This window comes from Kitasatospora terrestris (assembly GCF_039542905.1).
Taxonomy (GTDB): domain Bacteria; phylum Actinomycetota; class Actinomycetes; order Streptomycetales; family Streptomycetaceae; genus Kitasatospora; species Kitasatospora terrestris.
Map to the genome: position 1 here is coordinate 4,495,432 of NZ_BAABIS010000001.1, position 16,348 is coordinate 4,511,779.

18 protein-coding genes are annotated in these 16,348 nt (G+C 70.0%); 12 read left to right on the plus strand and 6 right to left on the minus strand.

Going from position 1 to position 16,348, the window contains the following annotated elements; all coding sequences use genetic code 11:
* Positions 1-7: 7 nt before the first annotated feature.
* Positions 8-367 carry a helix-turn-helix domain-containing protein gene (locus tag ABEB06_RS20745; protein WP_345698368.1) on the minus strand — a complete coding sequence of 120 codons (360 nt, stop codon included), beginning with the start codon at positions 365-367 and terminating at the stop codon, positions 8-10.
* Positions 368-797: 430 nt separating this feature from the next.
* Here ABEB06_RS20745 and ABEB06_RS20750 point away from each other — a divergent pair, with 430 nt between their 5' ends.
* The 3 genes from ABEB06_RS20750 to ABEB06_RS20760 all read left to right on the plus strand — a co-directional run bounded on the left by ABEB06_RS20750 (position 798) and on the right by ABEB06_RS20760 (position 3,666).
* The gene (locus tag ABEB06_RS20750; protein ID WP_345698369.1) at positions 798-1,643 is read left to right on the plus strand and encodes a sulfurtransferase; all 846 of its coding nucleotides are present in this window, start codon (positions 798-800) and stop codon (positions 1,641-1,643) included.
* 47 nt (positions 1,644-1,690) lie between these two features.
* A complete protein-coding gene (locus ABEB06_RS20755; RefSeq protein ID WP_345698370.1) occupies positions 1,691-2,719 on the plus strand; it encodes a glycosyltransferase family 2 protein in 1,029 nt (342 codons plus the stop codon).
* A 173-nt stretch (positions 2,720-2,892) separates the two neighbouring features.
* Positions 2,893-3,666 carry a hypothetical protein gene (locus tag ABEB06_RS20760; RefSeq protein WP_345698371.1) on the plus strand — a complete coding sequence of 258 codons (774 nt, stop codon included), beginning with the start codon at positions 2,893-2,895 and terminating at the stop codon, positions 3,664-3,666.
* A 234-nt stretch (positions 3,667-3,900) separates the two neighbouring features.
* Here ABEB06_RS20760 and ABEB06_RS20765 read toward each other — a convergent pair whose 3' ends face one another.
* A complete protein-coding gene (locus ABEB06_RS20765) occupies positions 3,901-4,524 on the minus strand; it encodes a Uma2 family endonuclease (protein ID WP_345698372.1) in 624 nt (207 codons plus the stop codon).
* A 74-nt stretch (positions 4,525-4,598) separates the two neighbouring features.
* Here ABEB06_RS20765 and ABEB06_RS20770 point away from each other — a divergent pair, with 74 nt between their 5' ends.
* Positions 4,599-5,732, plus strand: coding sequence for a hypothetical protein (locus ABEB06_RS20770; protein WP_345698373.1), 1,134 nt, complete (start codon positions 4,599-4,601; stop codon positions 5,730-5,732).
* A 71-nt stretch (positions 5,733-5,803) separates the two neighbouring features.
* Here ABEB06_RS20770 and ABEB06_RS20775 read toward each other — a convergent pair whose 3' ends face one another.
* Positions 5,804-6,229 carry a cytotoxic translational repressor of toxin-antitoxin stability system gene (locus ABEB06_RS20775; protein WP_345698374.1) on the minus strand — a complete coding sequence of 142 codons (426 nt, stop codon included), beginning with the start codon at positions 6,227-6,229 and terminating at the stop codon, positions 5,804-5,806.
* Positions 6,226-6,642 carry a prevent-host-death protein gene (locus ABEB06_RS20780; protein ID WP_345698375.1) on the minus strand — a complete coding sequence of 139 codons (417 nt, stop codon included), beginning with the start codon at positions 6,640-6,642 and terminating at the stop codon, positions 6,226-6,228. Before ABEB06_RS20780 ends, ABEB06_RS20775 begins: the two co-directional genes overlap by 4 nt.
* A 536-nt stretch (positions 6,643-7,178) precedes the next feature.
* Here ABEB06_RS20780 and ABEB06_RS39390 point away from each other — a divergent pair.
* Complete coding sequence (locus tag ABEB06_RS39390) at positions 7,179-7,547, plus strand: HYD1 signature containing ADP-ribosyltransferase family protein (RefSeq protein ID WP_425559665.1); 369 nt, start codon at positions 7,179-7,181, stop codon at positions 7,545-7,547.
* A gap of 2 nt (positions 7,548-7,549) precedes the next feature.
* Complete coding sequence (locus tag ABEB06_RS39395; RefSeq protein ID WP_425559666.1) at positions 7,550-8,164, plus strand: DUF6881 domain-containing protein; 615 nt, start codon at positions 7,550-7,552, stop codon at positions 8,162-8,164.
* Positions 8,165-8,210: 46 nt separating this feature from the next.
* Here the strand turns inward: ABEB06_RS39395 and ABEB06_RS20785 are convergent, their stop codons facing one another.
* Positions 8,211-8,906 (minus strand): HAD family hydrolase, encoded by a 696-nt coding sequence (locus tag ABEB06_RS20785; protein ID WP_345698376.1) that lies wholly within the window; start codon positions 8,904-8,906, stop codon positions 8,211-8,213.
* Positions 8,903-9,751, minus strand: coding sequence for a GntR family transcriptional regulator (locus tag ABEB06_RS20790; RefSeq protein WP_345698377.1), 849 nt, complete (start codon positions 9,749-9,751; stop codon positions 8,903-8,905). The genes ABEB06_RS20785 and ABEB06_RS20790 overlap by 4 nt, the downstream gene beginning before the upstream one ends.
* Before the next feature lie 521 nt (positions 9,752-10,272).
* Here ABEB06_RS20790 and ABEB06_RS20795 point away from each other — a divergent pair.
* From ABEB06_RS20795 to ABEB06_RS20820, 6 genes are all read left to right on the plus strand, one after another.
* Entirely contained in the window at positions 10,273-10,554 is a 282-nt protein-coding gene (locus ABEB06_RS20795) for a hypothetical protein (RefSeq protein WP_345698378.1), read from the plus strand.
* Positions 10,551-11,588 carry a DUF2637 domain-containing protein gene (locus ABEB06_RS20800; RefSeq protein ID WP_345698379.1) on the plus strand — a complete coding sequence of 346 codons (1,038 nt, stop codon included), beginning with the start codon at positions 10,551-10,553 and terminating at the stop codon, positions 11,586-11,588. Before ABEB06_RS20795 ends, ABEB06_RS20800 begins: the two co-directional genes overlap by 4 nt.
* Entirely contained in the window at positions 11,585-11,923 is a 339-nt protein-coding gene (locus tag ABEB06_RS20805; RefSeq protein ID WP_345698380.1) for a hypothetical protein, read from the plus strand. The genes ABEB06_RS20800 and ABEB06_RS20805 overlap by 4 nt, the downstream gene beginning before the upstream one ends.
* Entirely contained in the window at positions 11,920-12,294 is a 375-nt protein-coding gene (locus tag ABEB06_RS20810; protein ID WP_345698381.1) for an RRQRL motif-containing zinc-binding protein, read from the plus strand. Before ABEB06_RS20805 ends, ABEB06_RS20810 begins: the two co-directional genes overlap by 4 nt.
* A gap of 26 nt (positions 12,295-12,320) precedes the next feature.
* On the plus strand, positions 12,321-13,931 hold the full coding sequence (locus ABEB06_RS20815; protein WP_345698382.1) for a hypothetical protein: 1,611 nt from the start codon (positions 12,321-12,323) through the stop codon (positions 13,929-13,931).
* A gap of 115 nt (positions 13,932-14,046) precedes the next feature.
* Positions 14,047-16,215, plus strand: a complete 2,169-nt coding sequence (locus tag ABEB06_RS20820) for a hypothetical protein (RefSeq protein WP_345698383.1) — start codon at positions 14,047-14,049, stop codon at positions 16,213-16,215.
* Positions 16,216-16,348 lie beyond the last annotated feature (133 nt).

Here is a 16,348-nt window from a genome sequence, read left to right on the forward strand (position 1 = left end):
GGCGCGGTCAGTCCTTGGGGCTGCCGTCGTCGGGCAGTCCGACCGCCCGGCGCAGTTGCTCCACCATAGTGAGCGCGGCGTCCTGCATCTCCGGCGGCAGCCCGGCCGCGCGCATCGCGATCCGCTCCACCCGGGCGTCGCGCAGCGCCTCGATCTTCCGCAGGTCCCGCTCGACCGCCTGCGCGGTCGCGGAGTCGTTGAAGTAGTCCAGCGGGACGCCGAAGAACTTGGCGATCTTCACGGCGTTCTCCAGGCTGGGCTTCTGGGTGCCCTTGCGCAGGTTCCCGATGTACGTGCCGCTCAGCCCGGTGCCCTCGGCGATCTCCGAGTCCCGCCAGGGCCGGCCCAGATCCTTGGGATAGATCACCGCGATCAGGCGTCGGAACCTGCTCGCGAAGTCAAGGGTTTCCGCAGCGCTCGCGCGTGGAGAATCCGTGGTCATGAGGCGGATCATAGAACGTTCCGATGGTCGCCCGGGATCCCTTCCACGGAGCGATCTGCACGATCGTTGATGACCGTGTGCCCAAACGGTGCGGGTGGGGCTCGATGGACGCCGATTCGTCCACCCGGGAATCCACGATAGTTGACAGGCGCTCAGCAGCCCCGGCAGGATCGGCAGCCTGAGGCTCGGGCGCCGCTGCCCCACGGGGGTGGGCAACGGCGCCAGAGCGACCCTCCCCCCGCCGAACTCCCGGGTTCCACCCCGGCCCGCCCACAGGGCAGGATGGCGTCCGTCGGGACCGCCCCGACCGCGAGGAACGGGAGCGCCCCGACCGCGAGGAAGAGGAAGGCGGCCGATGGACGCGCTGCCCCTGCCCGGCCCCCTGGTCACGGTCGACTGGCTGGCCGACCACCTCGACCACCCCGGCCTGCTGCTCCTCGACGCCAGCGTCGGCCCCGCCCGCGGCACCCTGCCCCCGCTCCCCGGCGCCCGCACCTTCGACATCGACGGCGAGCTCTCCGACCACGGCTCCCCGCTCCCGCACACCATGCCGGACGCCGAACGGTTCCAGACCGCGATGCGCGCCCTCGGCCTCCACGACACCGGCACCGTCGTCGTCTACGACAACAACGGCATCTACTCCAGCGCCCGCGCCTGGTGGATGCTGCGCGCCATGGGCTTCGACCGCGCCGCCGTCCTCGACGGCGGCCGCCCCGCCTGGACCGCCGCCGGCCTGCCCGACGGCGACCCCGCCCCGCAGGCACCCGCCCCGGGCGACTTCACCGCCCGCCCCCGGCCCCACCTGCTGGTCGACGCCGACACCGTCGCCGCCGCCCTCACCGACCCCGACACCGCCGTCCTCGACGCCCGCACCCGCGAACGCTTCACCGGCGAGGCCCCCGAACCCCGCCCCGGCCTGCGCGGCGGCCACATGCCCGGCTCCCGCAGCCTGCCCTTCGCCGAGCTCCAGCACCCCGACGGCCGGATGCTCCCCGCCGCCGAGCTGCGCACCCGGATCGCCGACCGCGCCGACGGCCGCGACCGCCTCGTCACCAGCTGCGGCTCCGGCGTCACCGCCTGCGTCCTCGCCCTCGGCGCAACCCTGGCCGGCTACTGCGACGTCACCGTCTACGACGGCTCCTGGAGCGAATGGGGGCTGCCCTCCTCCCGTCCGGTCGCCACCATCGGGCACACTCACTGAAGCGGCCGTCCACCGGCCCGTCCGTCCCACCCCGTGAAAGGCCCGCGATGGCCCCCCGCCTCTCCCTCGTCGTCCCGGTCTACAACGTCGAGCGCTACCTCCAGGAGTGCCTCGACTCGATCGCCGCCCAGACCTTCACCGACTTCGAATGCGTCATGGTCGACGACGGCTCCACGGACACCAGCCCCGCCATCGCCGACGCGTACGCCGCCAAGGACAGCCGGTTCCGCGTGGTCCGGCAGCAGAACAAGGGCCTCGGCGCCGCCCGCAACACCGGCTGGCGCCACCTCACCGACGGCACCGAGTACCTGGCCTTCGTCGACAGCGACGACACCCTCCCGCCCGGCGCCTACCAGCTCATGGTCGACACCCTCGACCGGACCGGCTCCGACTTCTGCACCGGCAAGGCCCTGCGCCTGCGCTCCGACGGCCTGCACCCCTCGCACGCCCACCGCAAGCCCTTCGAGCAGACCCGGCTGCGCACCTCCATCCAGGAGATCCCCTCGCTGGTCACCGACCGCACCGCCTGGAACAAGGTCTACCGCCGCTCCTTCTTCGACACCGCCGGCATCCTCTACCCCGAGGGCATCCTCTACGAGGACGCCCCGGTCAGCGTGCCGCACCACTACCTCGCCAAGAGCGTCGACGTGCTCTCCGAGCCGATCTACCACTGGCGGATCCGCGAGGACGGCGACCGCTCCATCACCCAGCAGAAGTCCGACCCCAAGGGCGTCGTCGACCGGGTGAAGTCGATGGAGCTGGTCCGCGCCTGGCTGCTGGAGCAGACCGACCCGAAGTTCCGCGACCACCTGCGCTCCTACGACCGCAACTGCCTGGTCGAGGAGATCCCGATGTTCTTCTGGTCCGTCCCCGACGGCGACCGCACCTTCCGCGCCGCCTACCAGGAGCACGTCGCCCGCCTGGTCGACGCCATCGGCACCGAGCAGCTCGCCGCCCTCAACGGGCAGCTCCGCCTCAAGTACCAGCTCACCCTCGCCAACCGGATGCACCGCTTCGTCGCCGTCCAGCGCCTGCACCGCCTGGCCCGCCGCACCCGCCAGGCCGCCCGCCGCTGACGAGCAGCCGCTCGTTGCCGACCGGCGACCGCTGACGAGCAGCTGCTCGTTGCTGACCGGCGGCCGGATAATCGGTTGATCGTTCCCGATCTTGTTGAGAGCCTGTCCGGCGGCCGCCGCCGCGAGGCGGCGGCCGCTCCACGACACTCTCGACCCAGCACGGGGACACCTGCATGACATTCGCACCGCGCCGGGGCGGCACCCGACTCCTCGCCACCGCCCTGGCCACGGCCGCCCTACTGGCCGGAGCGGTCGCCTGCACCGACGCCCGGACCGGCCCGGGCGGCTCCCCGAACCAGGCCTCCGACGTGTTCGGCCCCAAGGGCTACCGCGGCCTCGGCCCCGGCACCACCAAGGACACCGCCCTCGCCGGCGGCGCCCTGCAGAGCACACCGCTGTCCGCCCTCAGCGGCTGCACCCTCTACGGCTACCACGACGGTCCCGCCGCCGACCCGGCCGTGATCGCCGCCGAAGCGGCCGCCACCACCAAGGTCAAGGACACCGGCGCCGCGGCCGACAAGGCCCAGGCCGACGCCGCGGCCGCCGGACAGCCCGGCGCCGGGGCCTCCGCCCGCGAGTACGCCGATGCCGCCGCCCGGTCCGCCCAGGTCGCCAAGCTGCTCTCCGACTCCACCGCGGCCATCGCCGAGGAGACCACGCTGCTGGCCGCCCGCGACAAGTCCTTCGAAGCCGTCGGCGGCGCCAAGTTCGGCACCACCGGACACCTCAAGCAGCTCATCGCCCCGCCCAAGGCCCGCACCGCCGAAGGCATCGGCACCGGCTCCACCGTGGACGACCTGAAGAAGGCCTACCCGAAGGCCGAAGCCGTCGAGGGCGGCTGGTCCCTCCCCCTCGACGGCACCCCCGGCTGGGAACTCTTCTTCGCCACCGACACCGCCAAGGTGACCGCGGTCTCCCTCTTCGGCACCGAGGAGAAGTGCCTCTGACCCGCGAACGGCCCCGGGAGACCGCTCCCGGGGCCGCGCCCGCCCGTGAGCCGATGGCGCACCGGTTGGCGCAGGAGACAGCAGAAGACCCCCGGTGAGTGAACTCACCGGGGGGCCTCCTGCATTTCAGCACCTGTGGCCAGGGCCGGGGTCGAACCGGCGGCCTTCCGCTCCTCAGGCCACGCCATGGCGTCGAGATGCGCCAACCGGCAGCTTTCTGCGCGCAGGCCCCGGTCAGTACGGGAGCAGTTCGGTCGTGATCAGATCGAAGTCGAACGGTTCGGGGATGTGCAGCGTCTCGCCGAACTCGATGTCCTCGCGACGGTGGTACTTCGTGCTGTCGGGGCGACTGAAGAGCGTGACGGTCTTCTGCCTGGCGTCGATCAACAGGTACAGGGGGATCCCCATCAGCGGATAGTCGCGCACCTTCCCGACCCAGTCGTTCTCCGGGCTGGAGGGGGAGACCAGTTCGACGGCGACAGCGGCGACTTCGGAGGGGACCGCCTCGCCGATGCGTGGCAGGGCCTCGAACAGCACGTCAAGGATGCGCTCGGGGTCCTCCAGTACACGCGCGTTCTTCTTGACGGGCACCAGCCGGCCGCTGCCGACCCGCAGCAGCCGGGCCGCCTTGGCCCATTCGACCAGCAAGTTCAGGTGGTACAGCTCCTGGCTGGACTTGGTCTTGAAGGTCCTGTCACCGATGGCCGGGTCGATGGTGTCCCCGGTCTCCAGAAGAGCAACCAGGGCCCGCGCGTCCGCGAGGGTGACCTTGCCCGTCTGGGTGAGCTTGCGTCCCGCGCCGATCCAGCTGACGAGACCTTGGACCTGCTCGACGGTGCGTGGCTGCTCGGATTCCATCGCCGCTTCCTGTCTGCTCCGGGCTTGACGGATTTCCATCATCGAGGACCGCCATCCCCGCTAGGGTCGCAGCGATGGGTGAGTACCAGTACTACGAGTTCCTGGCGATCGACCGGCCGCTGACCAGCGACGAGCAGGAGCAGCTGCGGGCGCTGTCCACCCGGGCCCGGATCACCGCGACCGGCTTCACCAACGAATATCAGTGGGGCAACTTCCGCGGCGACCCCAGGCGAATAGTGGAGCAGTACTACGACGCCCACCTCTACCTGGCCAACTGGGGCACCCGTCAGGTGATCCTGCGCCTGCCCAAGGGGCAGCTCCCGCTGCGGGCGCTGGAGCCGTACTGCTTCGACGAGTGCGTCGAGGCATGGACGACCGAGACCCACCTCTTCCTGGACCTGCGCAGCGAGGACGAGGGCGGGGACTGGGACGAGGGTGCCGAGGACTCACTGGGTGCCATCGCCGGGGTTCGGGCCGAACTGGCCTCCGGAGACTACTGCGCTCTGTACCTCGCATGGCTGTCCGCCATCGGCGCCTGGGCACTCCAGGAGGACGACGAGGAGGCTTACCGGGCAGCGGTCGAGCCCCCGGTGCCGGCCGGGCTCGACCGGCTGACCGCACCGCAGCGGGCGCTCGCGGACTTCCTGCGAGTGGACGCCGATCTGCTGGCAGTCGCCGCCCGGGCCAGCCCGCCCGCTCCTGCGCCCCGGAAGAGGCCCGGGAAGATGGAACTGGCGCCGCTGATCGCCGCACTTCCCGAGAAGGAGAAGAACGACCTCCTGTTGCGCCTCGCGCTGGGTGTTGAGCCTCACCTGGGAGCCGAACTTGTGCGCCGGCTGCGCGGCGAACCGTCTGCCGTGACTGTGCCGGGGCAGCGCTCCGCTGCGGAACTGCTGGACGCGGCGCACACGCGAGCCACCGAGCGCCGACAGCGTGCTGACCGGGTCCGAGCAGAGGCGCGGGCGACGAAGCTGACCGCCCTGGCCGCCGACGAAGAAGCGATCTGGCGCGAGGTCGAGAACTACGTCGCCCGTAAGCAGGCGGCCCGCTACGACACCGCCGTGGCACTCCTGGTCGAGCTCCGTGACGCCTGCGACCACATCGGGCGCGACCTCCAGTTTCGGCAGCGGCTGGCCGCGCTCCGTGACCAGCACCGGCACCTGCCAGGCCTGCTGCGCCGCCTCGACGATCGGGCGCTGCGGGGCTGACGCACGTTTTCCCTCGCGTGGGGCTCGCCAGGGAGATCGGGTGGCTCTGGGTCGCGATCCAGCGACCGGAATCAGTGCCCCTCGGTCCAGAACTGCTGGAGCCGCGCGATCGCCTGGGCCCTGTCCAGCGCGGCGACCTGGTCCTCGGTGAGTCCGACGCGGTTGATCAGCATGTAGACCAGATCTACGGGAAGCGCCTCGCGTGGTGGCTCAGGCGTGCCTCGATCGGGAAGCGTGCCGTCCAGGACGCATGGCCAGAAGACATCCTCCGTCACGTCCAGCTGATCGCGGAGGATGTGTGCCCACATGCTCGCGCCGTACACGGTGCGGTCGACCGGATGTGACACCCGAGTGCGAAGGATCCGCCCATCGGGGAGCCCGAACTCATAGGTGATGTGGTGGGTGCCGGTGCGGCCTCGCGCGTCACGTACACGGTCCCAGCCTTCAACCTTGCAGAACTGCTCGTGTCGTTCGCGTGTCGGCTGAGGCCAGGTCACTTCGCGACTCCGAGCAGCCAATCACGGAGCTGCGCGTCGTCGCTGAGACCGATCAACTGGACCAGGCCCCAGTTGTCGCGGTGGTTCGGAGCGCTCAGGAGCCGGTCCTGCCAGTCCTCCGCGTACTCGCGGAGCGCGTCGATCATCTCGTCGATGGCCTCATCGAACGTGCCGCCGTCCGCGGCGACCGGGAGGCCGGGGAAGAACACCGACCAGCCGCCGCCCTCTGCGACCACCTCGGCCTTGGACGGGCACAGCAGCGTGAGCGCGTGGCGCAGCCGTCCCGCGTCGACGACCGCCGCATATCCGGTGTCCCGGCGAACGGTCGCGATACGGCCCTGGCCCGCTGCGTCCAGCAGGTCCTTCAGATGTGCTCGGGCTTCTGTGTAGCTCTCGTAGTGGACCGCTGTCATGGGAAGCCTCCTCGTCCGAGAACCAGGATCGCCCTCCGGGAGGAAGTACGTCAAGTACGTCAAGTACGTCACGTACTCGCTGGGGCTCGTGAGGGGAGTGACCGTCCGCTGCGCCGTTGGCGTCAAGCAACGCGAAAATGCCCCCGAAGCGGGCTGCTTCGAGGGCATCGTGCCTGGTCAAGGCTGGTGGCCAGGGCCGGGGTCGAACCGGCGACCTTCCGCTTTTCAGGCCGCGCAAGTAGCGGCTAGGTAGCGGCTCGGGCGGAGTTGAAGGTGCTCGACCGTCGTTCGTAGGTCTTCCCTGTGCGCCGCTGTTGGCATACGGGTTGGCATACGGGTGGGGCACCTACCGCCGTGGTCGGATCGGAGGCGGGCAGGTCGCTACAGGTAGTCGCTTAGTGGCAGTGCAGCCCCATAGGCTGAGGGGAAGCGGCGGAGCGCGTAGGCTCGGCCGTCGACAGTTTCGGATATGGCCATGACAAGTCCCTGTGCGTCACGCCGCACGTCGCTGCCCGCTCTTGAAAGGCCCTCGCTCGATGGCTCAGATCGCCGAATCGTCGGCAAGTGGACCGCCGTCGACCCTTTTCCACTTCACGACCGAGCGGAGTATGCAGGCGATCTTGGCTAGCGAGGAACTCTGGCCGTCACTAAAGAGCGAGAATCCGCGAGATGCCCTCTATGGGAATGGGCAATACCTTACGGACATCCCGCCCGGAAAGGTCTCTCCTTCCGTCCTTTCGTACGCTCTTGTCAGGCTTCCTTTTGCCGGTCGTAGATTCACGCACTACGTTGAGATTGATGTGACCGGTCTAGAGGTAAAGCCGTGTCGCGAAAGTGTGTATCTCGTCGAAGGGGATTATCCCCTGGGTCTTAGCGGGCGGATCAAGAACAGCGGGGTGGCGTAATCGTGCAGTATCTTAAGGTCCTGTGGCGGCATGACTCGAACGACGAGCCGATCGTTATTCTGAGCGAGATCGGCGAAGATGGATACGAGCGACGCAAGGTAGAGATGTTTCGAGATGGGTCGGTTGGTTTTGCCGATTCATCGCAGTCTCTGGGTGGGACGCTTCTGGGCGAAGTTCCTGTGCCTTCACTGGCCGAAATTAATTCAATGGGCGAGTTCTATGCGCGCCGAATCGAACGGAAGACTTTCGAAAGCGCTTGGCGGCGCGTCGCTGCGCCTCGTGCTCCCCTAAAGAAGGCGAGAGGGGGGACTCGTCAGGGGCGGTCGGGGAATTCACTTGGCGGCTATAGAATCCAAAATAGTCAGCCCGTAAAGTATCAGGTGGAGGAGGTGTCGGGCGGGTCCTGGGTCCTCACGCGCCTGACTTCACGGGCTGGGTATGGCATGCGGAGATCAACAGGCGACCCCTATAGTGCCATGCGTATGCTGCGCACCAACAAGCGAATCACAGTCTCGGAAATTGACCTGCTCCTGGGCAATCATGGCCCGCTACCGATTCACAGAGCCGGGCGCGGGCGTGCGCATTCTGGTGGTATTGATTCCAGGAGTAATGCATAGATGTGGCTGGGCGGTATGGCGTGACTTGGGGTTTTGGATAACCGGTCTATTCGGGTCGCGGCATAACGTCTGCGATAATCTGCATGGACTCGACGACAAAAATTGCGCCAGCAGCGGCTAGGCGTGCTTCTTTGCCTGGCTTGTTGGCGTATCCGATTGTTGGCACATTTGCGGCGTCTCCAGCCTCAACATCCCGCACGGCATCCCCAATAAAAATGCACTCTTCCGGCTTGCTGCGCGCCGCGTTCATGGCTTCTAGGAGGAGTCGTGGGCTCGGCTTCATTGATGATGGGTCGCCTGGTGTGCGGCCATAGACGCCTGTCACATAGCAGTTAAGCCCCTGGCGGTCCAGGTACTCCTCGATCGCCGTGCCAGCATTATTGCTGACTATCGAAACCAAACGGCCAGACTCGGCGCAGGCGCGGAGAACCGATTCACCCCCCGGATTTGGGCGGCCAATCCGTGTGGCTTTCGTCTCAAGCAGTGCAAGCTCACTGTCCATTGTCGCTGTAAGGTCTGGGCGGGACGCTGCGATTAGGCGAAGTAGGGCAAGGGGGTCAGTCTCGTCCGCCAGGCTGTCCGTGCCTTGGACGCCGGCATCGACCATGCCGAGGCGGAGGCGTCGTGCGATTTCCGGCGCCGGCATGCCCGCGAAGACTGAGCAGACTGGGCCGTCGAAGTCGAGCAGGACATGCTTTACCGGGCGAAGCACGTCCTTGAGCGACGGGGCGGCGCCGGTCATGGCTGACGCTCGTAGGCGATCGTGGACCAGACGCTGTCGAACCACATCTGTGCCTGCTGGACGTACTGCGAGCCGAGTGAGGCATCGTCTGGTCCGGCTGCGTGGTGGAACAGGGTGGTGTCCTTGCCGGTGACGTCGTAGAACGTGTGATCGTTACCGTTGATCGCCACCGTCCGCTCTCGGAGCGGGTAGAACCCGAAGAACGCCTCCGAGCGGTTCAGGATGTAGAGCTTGAAGAGGCTAGATGCCCGGTGCACCTTCACCTGGACCGTGGCGTTCTGCACGAGACCAAGTTCCGCCAGCATTTCGACTGAGTGGGCGATGCCGCCGGCGTTGGTCAGCGCGATGCTCCGGGCTCGCTCCCGGAGAGCCGGTTCGTCTTTGAGGCCTTCCACCAGCACGGGCACGGCCATGGGCCCATCGGTGTCCGGCAGCAGAAGACGCACGGTGATGGACTCCGGGGCGAGCCTGCCGGAGCGGACCTTGTCCAGCGGTTCCTGTAGGGCGTTGTGAAGGGTCTCGCTGGAGAAGCCGGCGAAGTCCAACGTCACCTGCTTCTGCTCGAAGGCTGCTTCGAGGTGCGGTCGAAGGCCAACCGGCCGTGACGTGCGCTCGCGCACGAAGGACCCGCTGCCCTGGCGGGTCACGATCAGTCCCTCAGTCCTGAGTAGGTCGAGGGCCTTGTCGATCGTGCCTCGTGCCACACCGAAGTGCTTGGCGAGTTCGGGACCGGACGGAAGCTTGTCGCCGGTTTCGAAGCCGGGCTTCTTCGTGAGGATCGAGGCCCGCAAAGAGCTGCTGACCTGCTGATACGGCGGGCGGGAGTCATCCGGGTCAAGGCTCATGTCACCCATGCTAGGGCAGGTGCCCAACATGCGCGAGAAACCCAACTGTCTTGACCTGCCTAGGCAGGTTGTCTATGTTGAGTGTGTCGCAACCGGGGATGCGGGAGCGGCAAAGAGGGGCCTTCTTTGGGCTGCTCCAACATGCGCAATCTCAGCCCCGCGAATGGGCGGCTACTGCCGCGCCCAGGGGCAGGAGCCCTCGCAAGTGATGAGGGGGAGGCACCCGGGCGCCTTGTCAGTCCCGGAGGGCAGAGATCGAAAGATCAGCCGTCCAGGCCTATGCGGGGAGCGCGCTCCCCGAGAGGACGGCACTGCGGGCTTGCGCCACCACGGTGGCCGCGGGCTCGCCTTCATGAACGAGTGACTTTGGTGACCGACCCGCCCTCTCATGGGGCGGGTCGAGATCCATGGCTACTTGTACATGGCGAGTTGCCTGGGTCCATGAGAACGGGCCGCCGCGCTCCGGCCAAGGATCGCGCGGCGGCCCTCGGGCCCACCCCCTTCTAGGAAGAGGTAGACCCGTGAAGTCGATTGTTGCAGGCCAGCACGCCGCGAACCCGGATGAGTTCGCGGAGCTGGCATTGGGAGTGGACTCGGAGCTGTTCGCCGGCGTGGCCGGTGAGACCGCCACCGAGTACCGGGTCCGGATGGATGCGGCGCTGGACGTGCTGGCGGACCTGCGCAGGGAGGACCCGGATCTGGCCGCCTACGCCGAGCGCCTGATGACCCAGGTCCCGCGGCCGCTGCACACCGCCCGCCGCACCGCGGTCGGCCGTGCTGTGCGGCTGGGGGTGGCGGCGTGAGCCGGCGGGCGAAGTTCTCGATGGTCGCCGCGCTGCTGGTGGTCGTCGCCATGGCGTTCCGGGTGTCGTGGAACGCGCTGAAGGACGTGGCCCACGCGGTCGGGGCCGACTGGTTGGCTGCCGACCTCTATCCGCTGGTGGTGGACGGGCTGATGGCGCTGGCCCTGATCGCGGCGCTGGTGCTGACCGGTCGGGACCGCAGGTTCGCGCTGTGGGTGCTGGGCGGCTACACCCTCGCCTCGCTGGTGCTCAACTACGTGCACGGCCTGGTGCCCGGACTGCACGATGGCGGTCGGGTCCGACTCGCGGTCTGGCCGCCCGCGCACTACGCGCTGGTGCTGCTCGCGTCGTGCCTGCCGGTCGGCTCGATCTTCTTCGGCTCCGACCTGGTGGCGAAGGTCCTCCACCACAAGCCCGAATCGTCACAAAAAACCCAGACCGCAGTAAACCGGTCGGGGTCTGACCTGGCCGGATCGGCCGATCCGGACGGGTTCGAGTCGGTGTACGAGTCGGCCGATCCCGCGCCGGTCGCGGAGCCGACTCCGGTAGTCGCCGAGGCTGTGCCGGTCCGGTCGGTGCGGGCTGTTGCTGCGGCGGGGAGTCGGCCGCGTCGGGCGACCGGTGCGGTGCCGAAGTCGGCCCGCACGAGGGTGCCGGCCCGCAGCGAGGACGACCTGTTGGCCGAGGCCCGATCGGTGGCGTATCGCTGGTCGGATGCGGAGCTGACCGCCGATCGGATCCGCACCACGCTCCGCACCTCCCCGGCCCGCGCCCGGATGCTGCGCGACACGCTCAAGGCCGAGCGCGCCGCCGACAGCCGGCATCTGACGGGCCCGCTCGCGCCGGCCGTCCTCGACCAGTACCAGGCCGCCCGAGGCGGAGCCGACACCGCGCTCACCACCGCCGTCACCCTGGCCGCCATCGACTACGACACCGCCCACCCAGGTGAGCCGAGCGCCATGGACCAGCTCCGGGCCCTTGACGACCGGCCGGACGCCCTCATCGAGCCCACCGACGAGGAGAAGGCATCGTGATCACCCGCACCGCCGCCGAGCAGATCAACGCCGCCCGTGTGCTGGTGACCATGGCCGCCGTGTTCCGCGACCTGCCGGCCCCGGCGCCTCGACTGGAGCGTCTCCCCAAGAGCGCCTCCAGCGCCGAGTTCACGTGGGGCGTCTCTCTCGCCCTGCACGACGGCCTCGGGCACTTCGAGCAGTGGCGCGAGGCCCTGGGCCTGGACCCCGCCGCCGTGCGCGCCAGCCTGGACGAGGACTACACGAACTGGCTGGAGGTCTCCGGCGAGTGGTCCGGAGTCCCGGTGCAGGTCATCGGCTACTTCCGATTCACCGACCCCGCGCCGGCCGAATGAGCCGCCCCCGGTTCTGGGACCCGCACGGGGAGCGGTTCGGCATCCCCACGTTCCCATGGCGGATGGCCCCGGACGGCTACTTCACCCGCCGACAGCTCCGTGCCCGGGGCCTGCGGCCGAACGGCCAACCCGTTGCGGCCCAGATCCTGTGGCGCTCCCGCAAGTCGAAGGACGTGCGGGCCGCGTTCCTGTACCGGCCCGAACTCGCCGCCCCCGTACGCCCCATGACCGATGCCCGGCACCGCGCCCTCGCCGCCGCGAACCGGGCCCGCCGCCTGTGCCCGGACTGCGGGCGCGACGCGGGCTACGTCCTCCCGGCCCACCTGGGCTGCTGCCTGAACTGCCACGACGGCGAACGGATCGCCGCCTGACCCGCGAGAACTGGGGGAACCAACTCATGTCCCAGACCTACGCCGAACCGCCCCTCACCCCTCCCACGCCCAGCCAGGCGCCCGCCGAGGCCCGGCCGCCCGCCGCCGCCCAGCCTGAGCCGCGGAAGGGTGCTTCTCCGGTCCCGCACACCCGGGGCGGTCTTCCGGCCGTCCCGCTCACGGTGACCACCATCAACAGCCTGGTGGCCCTGGGGTCGGCCGCCGTGCTGACATCCGGCCCGCTGGCCGCGGCCGCCGCGACGCTGGGCACCGTGGCGACCAGCGCCATCGCCACCCGCCGCACCACCGCCAAGGCCGCCCGGCGCGCCGCCGGCGCCGCCCGGGGCAACGCCGGTCAGCGTGCCGGGCACCTGTCCCTGGTCAAGTCGCCTGCCGGCGGCCGTGGTTCGGGATCGGCGGGCCTGCCCCGTCAGACCCGGCCCGCGAACGGCCCGGCCGGTTCCGGCGCCCGCTCCGCGTCGGTCGCCTCGCCGTCAAAGCTGTCGGCGGCACCTCGCCGCGGTTCGGCCGCCGGGGCGCTGGTCGGGTCGGTGCTGAAGTCGTCGCCGGGTGCGGGGAAGTCGGCCGTGGGCCGTCTCGCCTCGCGGGCCAGTGAGGTGAAGGCGATCCGCGCGGCGGACCGTGCGGCGATGCCGTCACGGGCCGAGCGCCGCACCGCACAGACCACGGCCCGCCGGCAGGTAGCTGATGCCCACCGCAACGCCAAGACGGTCGAGCGCGAGCGGAAGAACGCCCAGCGCGGGCGCGCCGGGAAGGCACTGGCCAAGCCCGCAGGCGCCGTCCGGCAGTCGCTGGACAAGGCCCGCACTAAGAACCGCACCACCGCCGACGAGCGCACGGGGCGGAAGGTGGCGGACGCCCGCCGGGAGGCCCGCAAGGCCCCGCTCCGCCGGGCGGCGAGCACGCGGCTTCGCAAGTCCGCCGCCCGGTTCCACGGCCGCCGCCTGCTGGCTGCGCTGCTGGCCCTGCCGGTCGGTCTGGTCGGGATGCTGACCACCCCGCTCGGCCGCCGGCTCGGCGCCGCGTGGCTGATGTACCCGGGCCGGCACCTGTTCCGCCGTCTGGCCGGGCAGGCCGCCGACGCCCGCACCGAGCGCGACACCGAGATCCGAACCGACCTCGCCGAGGCCGAGCAGGCCGTCGACGACGCACTCGACCAGCCCGAGAACACCCCGCAGCCCGTCGGCGAGACGGTGCCGCGCGCCCCGAAGAACCACAACGCCCAGCCCGAACTGACCGCCCTGGGAGGCGACGTGCCCAACACCGCCGAGTCCGGTTTCAGCTTCTCCGACACCGCGTCCGAGATGTACAGCGCGGCGATGAACTACGACCCCGACGGCATGATGCAGGTCCTCGCCGCGATCGAGTCCATGCCCGAGGGCCTGGAGTCCATCGCCAACACTTTCCGCGTCCTCGCCGAGCGCTCCGACAGCGAGTTCCCCCTCGACAAGAACGTCGGCGAGGCCCTGAACGAGGTCTACACCCTCCTCATGCAGGCCATGTCCGCCGCCGAGGAGGTCGGCAAGGCCTTCCGCAGCTCCCACGAGAGCGACATCGCCCGCCACGAGGACCCCCGCACCGGTGAGGAGAAGTGGGACATCGGCAACAACCAGTAGGCCGCGAGGCCGGAGAAGCGCACTTCGGGCCGCCCCGCGAACGTCACGGGGCGGCCCGCCGCACACCCGCACCACGCACCGCCTTCCAACAGTCCTTCTGCCGCGTGGAGTTGCCATGGCCGAGCCACAGCACACCCTGCACCTGACCAACGTCCCCCAGCCCACTACCCGCAAGCCCCGCACCAAGGCGGCCAAGACGTCGCTGCTGCCGCCGCTGGACTGGGCCGCCACCCACGGCCCGGTCTCCGGCGCGGTCTCGGCCGCGACCGGCGCCGGGGCCCTGGCCCTGCTCGGCGCCGCCACCCACATGCCCCCCGGCATCCCCCTCTACGTCGGTGTCGCCGGTGCGGTCGGGCACGGCATCGGCGCCGGCGTCCGGCGCCGCCTGACCGGCCGCACCATGGCCGGCCGCGCCGCCTCGTGGCTGCTCGCCGGAGGCTGGACCACCTGGGCCATCGCCACCGGCCCCCTGTCCTGGGCCGCCGCTGGCACCCTGGCCGCGCTCGGCGTCGGCATCGGCGCCATGGCCTCCAACGCGGCGATCCGCGAGGAGGCCGTGGAGCTGGAGCGCATGAGCACGGAGGCCCGCACCGCCGCGGCGAAGATGAACGGGGAGCGCGAGGCCATCGCCCGGGAGTGGGCGGAGCGGATCCACCGCGTCACCGGGATCCAGGTGGCCGTGTTCGCGGTCGAGTTCTGGAAGACCGGCGCCGGGTTCTCCCTCGCCGCCGAGCTGCCCGGCGGCGCCGCGACCTGGGACCGGATCGCCTCCCAGGCCCGCGCGCTCGCCACCGACGCGCGGTTGCCGCTGGGCTGCACGGTGTGGGTGGAGGAGGGTGACCGGCAGGGCCGCGTGGTTCTCGACGTCGCGACCGTCAACGTGATGGCCCAGGACTTCCCCTATCCGGACGACTACAAGGCGCTGTCGATCCTGACCGGTATCCCGTGGGGCCTGCTGCCGAACTCCGACGTCGCAACGGTGCTGCTGCGGGAGGCGTGTGCGCTGATCCTGGGCCCGCCCGGATCGGGCAAGTCGACGTTTATCGACGTGGTCCTTGCCGGGTTCGCCCGCTGCACCGATGTGCTGACCTTCGTTATCGACCTGAAGGCCGGCGCCGCCGGGATCCCCTGGGTCCGGCCCTGGCTGGAGGCCCGCGGCCTGAAGGCGCCGAAAGCCGGCGCCGTGCCGGTGCCGCAGGACACCGAGCCCGGTATCGACTGGCTCGCCTCCACCCCGGGCGAAGCGTTGCGGCTGATGGAGGCGGTGCTGCGGATCAACTCGGCCCGCCAGAACGGCTACCAGGACCTCCTCGACGCCAGGGACACGACGCTGCTGCCGGTGTCGCCGGAGATTCCGCAGATCGAGATCGTGGTCGATGAGGGCGCGGAGCTGCTGTCCGCCGGCTCGTTCGGCGACCCGACGATGAAGGCCCTCCAGGAAGCGGTGAAGAAGGCCATGCGCACCACCCGGGCCATGGGCATCCGCTTCGTCCTCACCGCGGTGGACGGCAACGTGTCCGCACTCGGCGACACCGCTGTTCGCAAGTTCTCCCCGGTCGGGGTCGCGCTGACCTCCGGGGAGTCGTCCGGGAACAACCTGAACAAGCTGTTCCCCGGCGCGAAGGTCGACACCCGGCAGCTCAAGGCGAAAGGCTGCGGAGTCATCGGCGCCGCCGGCGCGGACGGCTTCGCCCCCACCGGCTTCAAGGGCTGGCGTACGTCGCCGAGCATGGCCCGGCAGGTCGTCCTCGCCACCAACGCCCGCCGCCCCCGCCTCGACCCGATCTCCGCCGCTGCGGCTGGCGAGGACTACGCCCGCCGCTGGGACGCGGACCGCGCCGGATGGCTCTGGGAAGGCACCACCACCGCGGCACCGGCCGCCCCGGCGCCCGCTCGGGCGTCCGGGGGCGGGCTGAACCTCTCCGCGCTCCGCACCCAGGACACCACCACCGGGGGCGACGCGGCTGGGGAGGGGCTGGCGGAGGTCATCGCCTTCCCGAACAACCGGCCCCCGGGCCTGAACCTCTCCTCCCTGCGCGAGAGCACCCCCGCCGCCGCACCGCAGCCGCCGGCCACCCCGGTGGGGCCGCCGTGGCTGGCGGAGGCGATCGACGCGATCGAGTCCGCCGGGCCGATGGGCCTGAAGGTCGCCACCGTCGCCGACATGGTCTCCCGAAGCCGCCAGACCGTCCGGACCGCACTCCAGGAAGCCGCCGACCGGGGCGAACTGGTCTACCGCGAGAACGGCCCCCAGTCCGTGTTCCTCCACCCCGACCACGCCTGACCGCTCGTCACTCTCGGCTACTGGTTACTGGCTACTGGCACCGCGCCAGTAGCCAGTAGACGGGCCCTGCGGGCCCTGAACCGGGTTCTGTCCTGCGGATTACCCACTAGCCAGTAGCCAGTAGCCACCCCAG

What these genes read in the sequence shown, in the direction of transcription:
- ABEB06_RS20750 (WP_345698369.1), top strand. Translation starts at nt 798, where the DNA reads ATGGACGCGCTGCCCCTGCCCGGCCCCCTGGTCACGGTCGACTGGCTG.
- ABEB06_RS20755 (WP_345698370.1), top strand. Translation starts at nt 1,691, where the DNA reads ATGGCCCCCCGCCTCTCCCTCGTCGTCCCGGTCTACAACGTCGAGCGC.
- ABEB06_RS20760 (WP_345698371.1), top strand. Translation starts at nt 2,893, where the DNA reads ATGACATTCGCACCGCGCCGGGGCGGCACCCGACTCCTCGCCACCGCC.
- ABEB06_RS20765 (WP_345698372.1), bottom strand. Translation starts at nt 4,524, where the DNA reads ATGGAATCCGAGCAGCCACGCACCGTCGAGCAGGTCCAAGGTCTCGTC.
- ABEB06_RS20770 (WP_345698373.1), top strand. Translation starts at nt 4,599, where the DNA reads ATGGGTGAGTACCAGTACTACGAGTTCCTGGCGATCGACCGGCCGCTG.
- ABEB06_RS20780 (WP_345698375.1), bottom strand. Translation starts at nt 6,642, where the DNA reads ATGACAGCGGTCCACTACGAGAGCTACACAGAAGCCCGAGCACATCTG.
- ABEB06_RS39390 (WP_425559665.1), top strand. Translation starts at nt 7,179, where the DNA reads ATGGCTCAGATCGCCGAATCGTCGGCAAGTGGACCGCCGTCGACCCTT.
- ABEB06_RS20785 (WP_345698376.1), bottom strand. Translation starts at nt 8,906, where the DNA reads ATGACCGGCGCCGCCCCGTCGCTCAAGGACGTGCTTCGCCCGGTAAAG.
- ABEB06_RS20790 (WP_345698377.1), bottom strand. Translation starts at nt 9,751, where the DNA reads ATGAGCCTTGACCCGGATGACTCCCGCCCGCCGTATCAGCAGGTCAGC.
- ABEB06_RS20810 (WP_345698381.1), top strand. Translation starts at nt 11,920, where the DNA reads ATGAGCCGCCCCCGGTTCTGGGACCCGCACGGGGAGCGGTTCGGCATC.
- ABEB06_RS20815 (WP_345698382.1), top strand. Translation starts at nt 12,321, where the DNA reads ATGTCCCAGACCTACGCCGAACCGCCCCTCACCCCTCCCACGCCCAGC.
- ABEB06_RS20820 (WP_345698383.1), top strand. Translation starts at nt 14,047, where the DNA reads ATGGCCGAGCCACAGCACACCCTGCACCTGACCAACGTCCCCCAGCCC.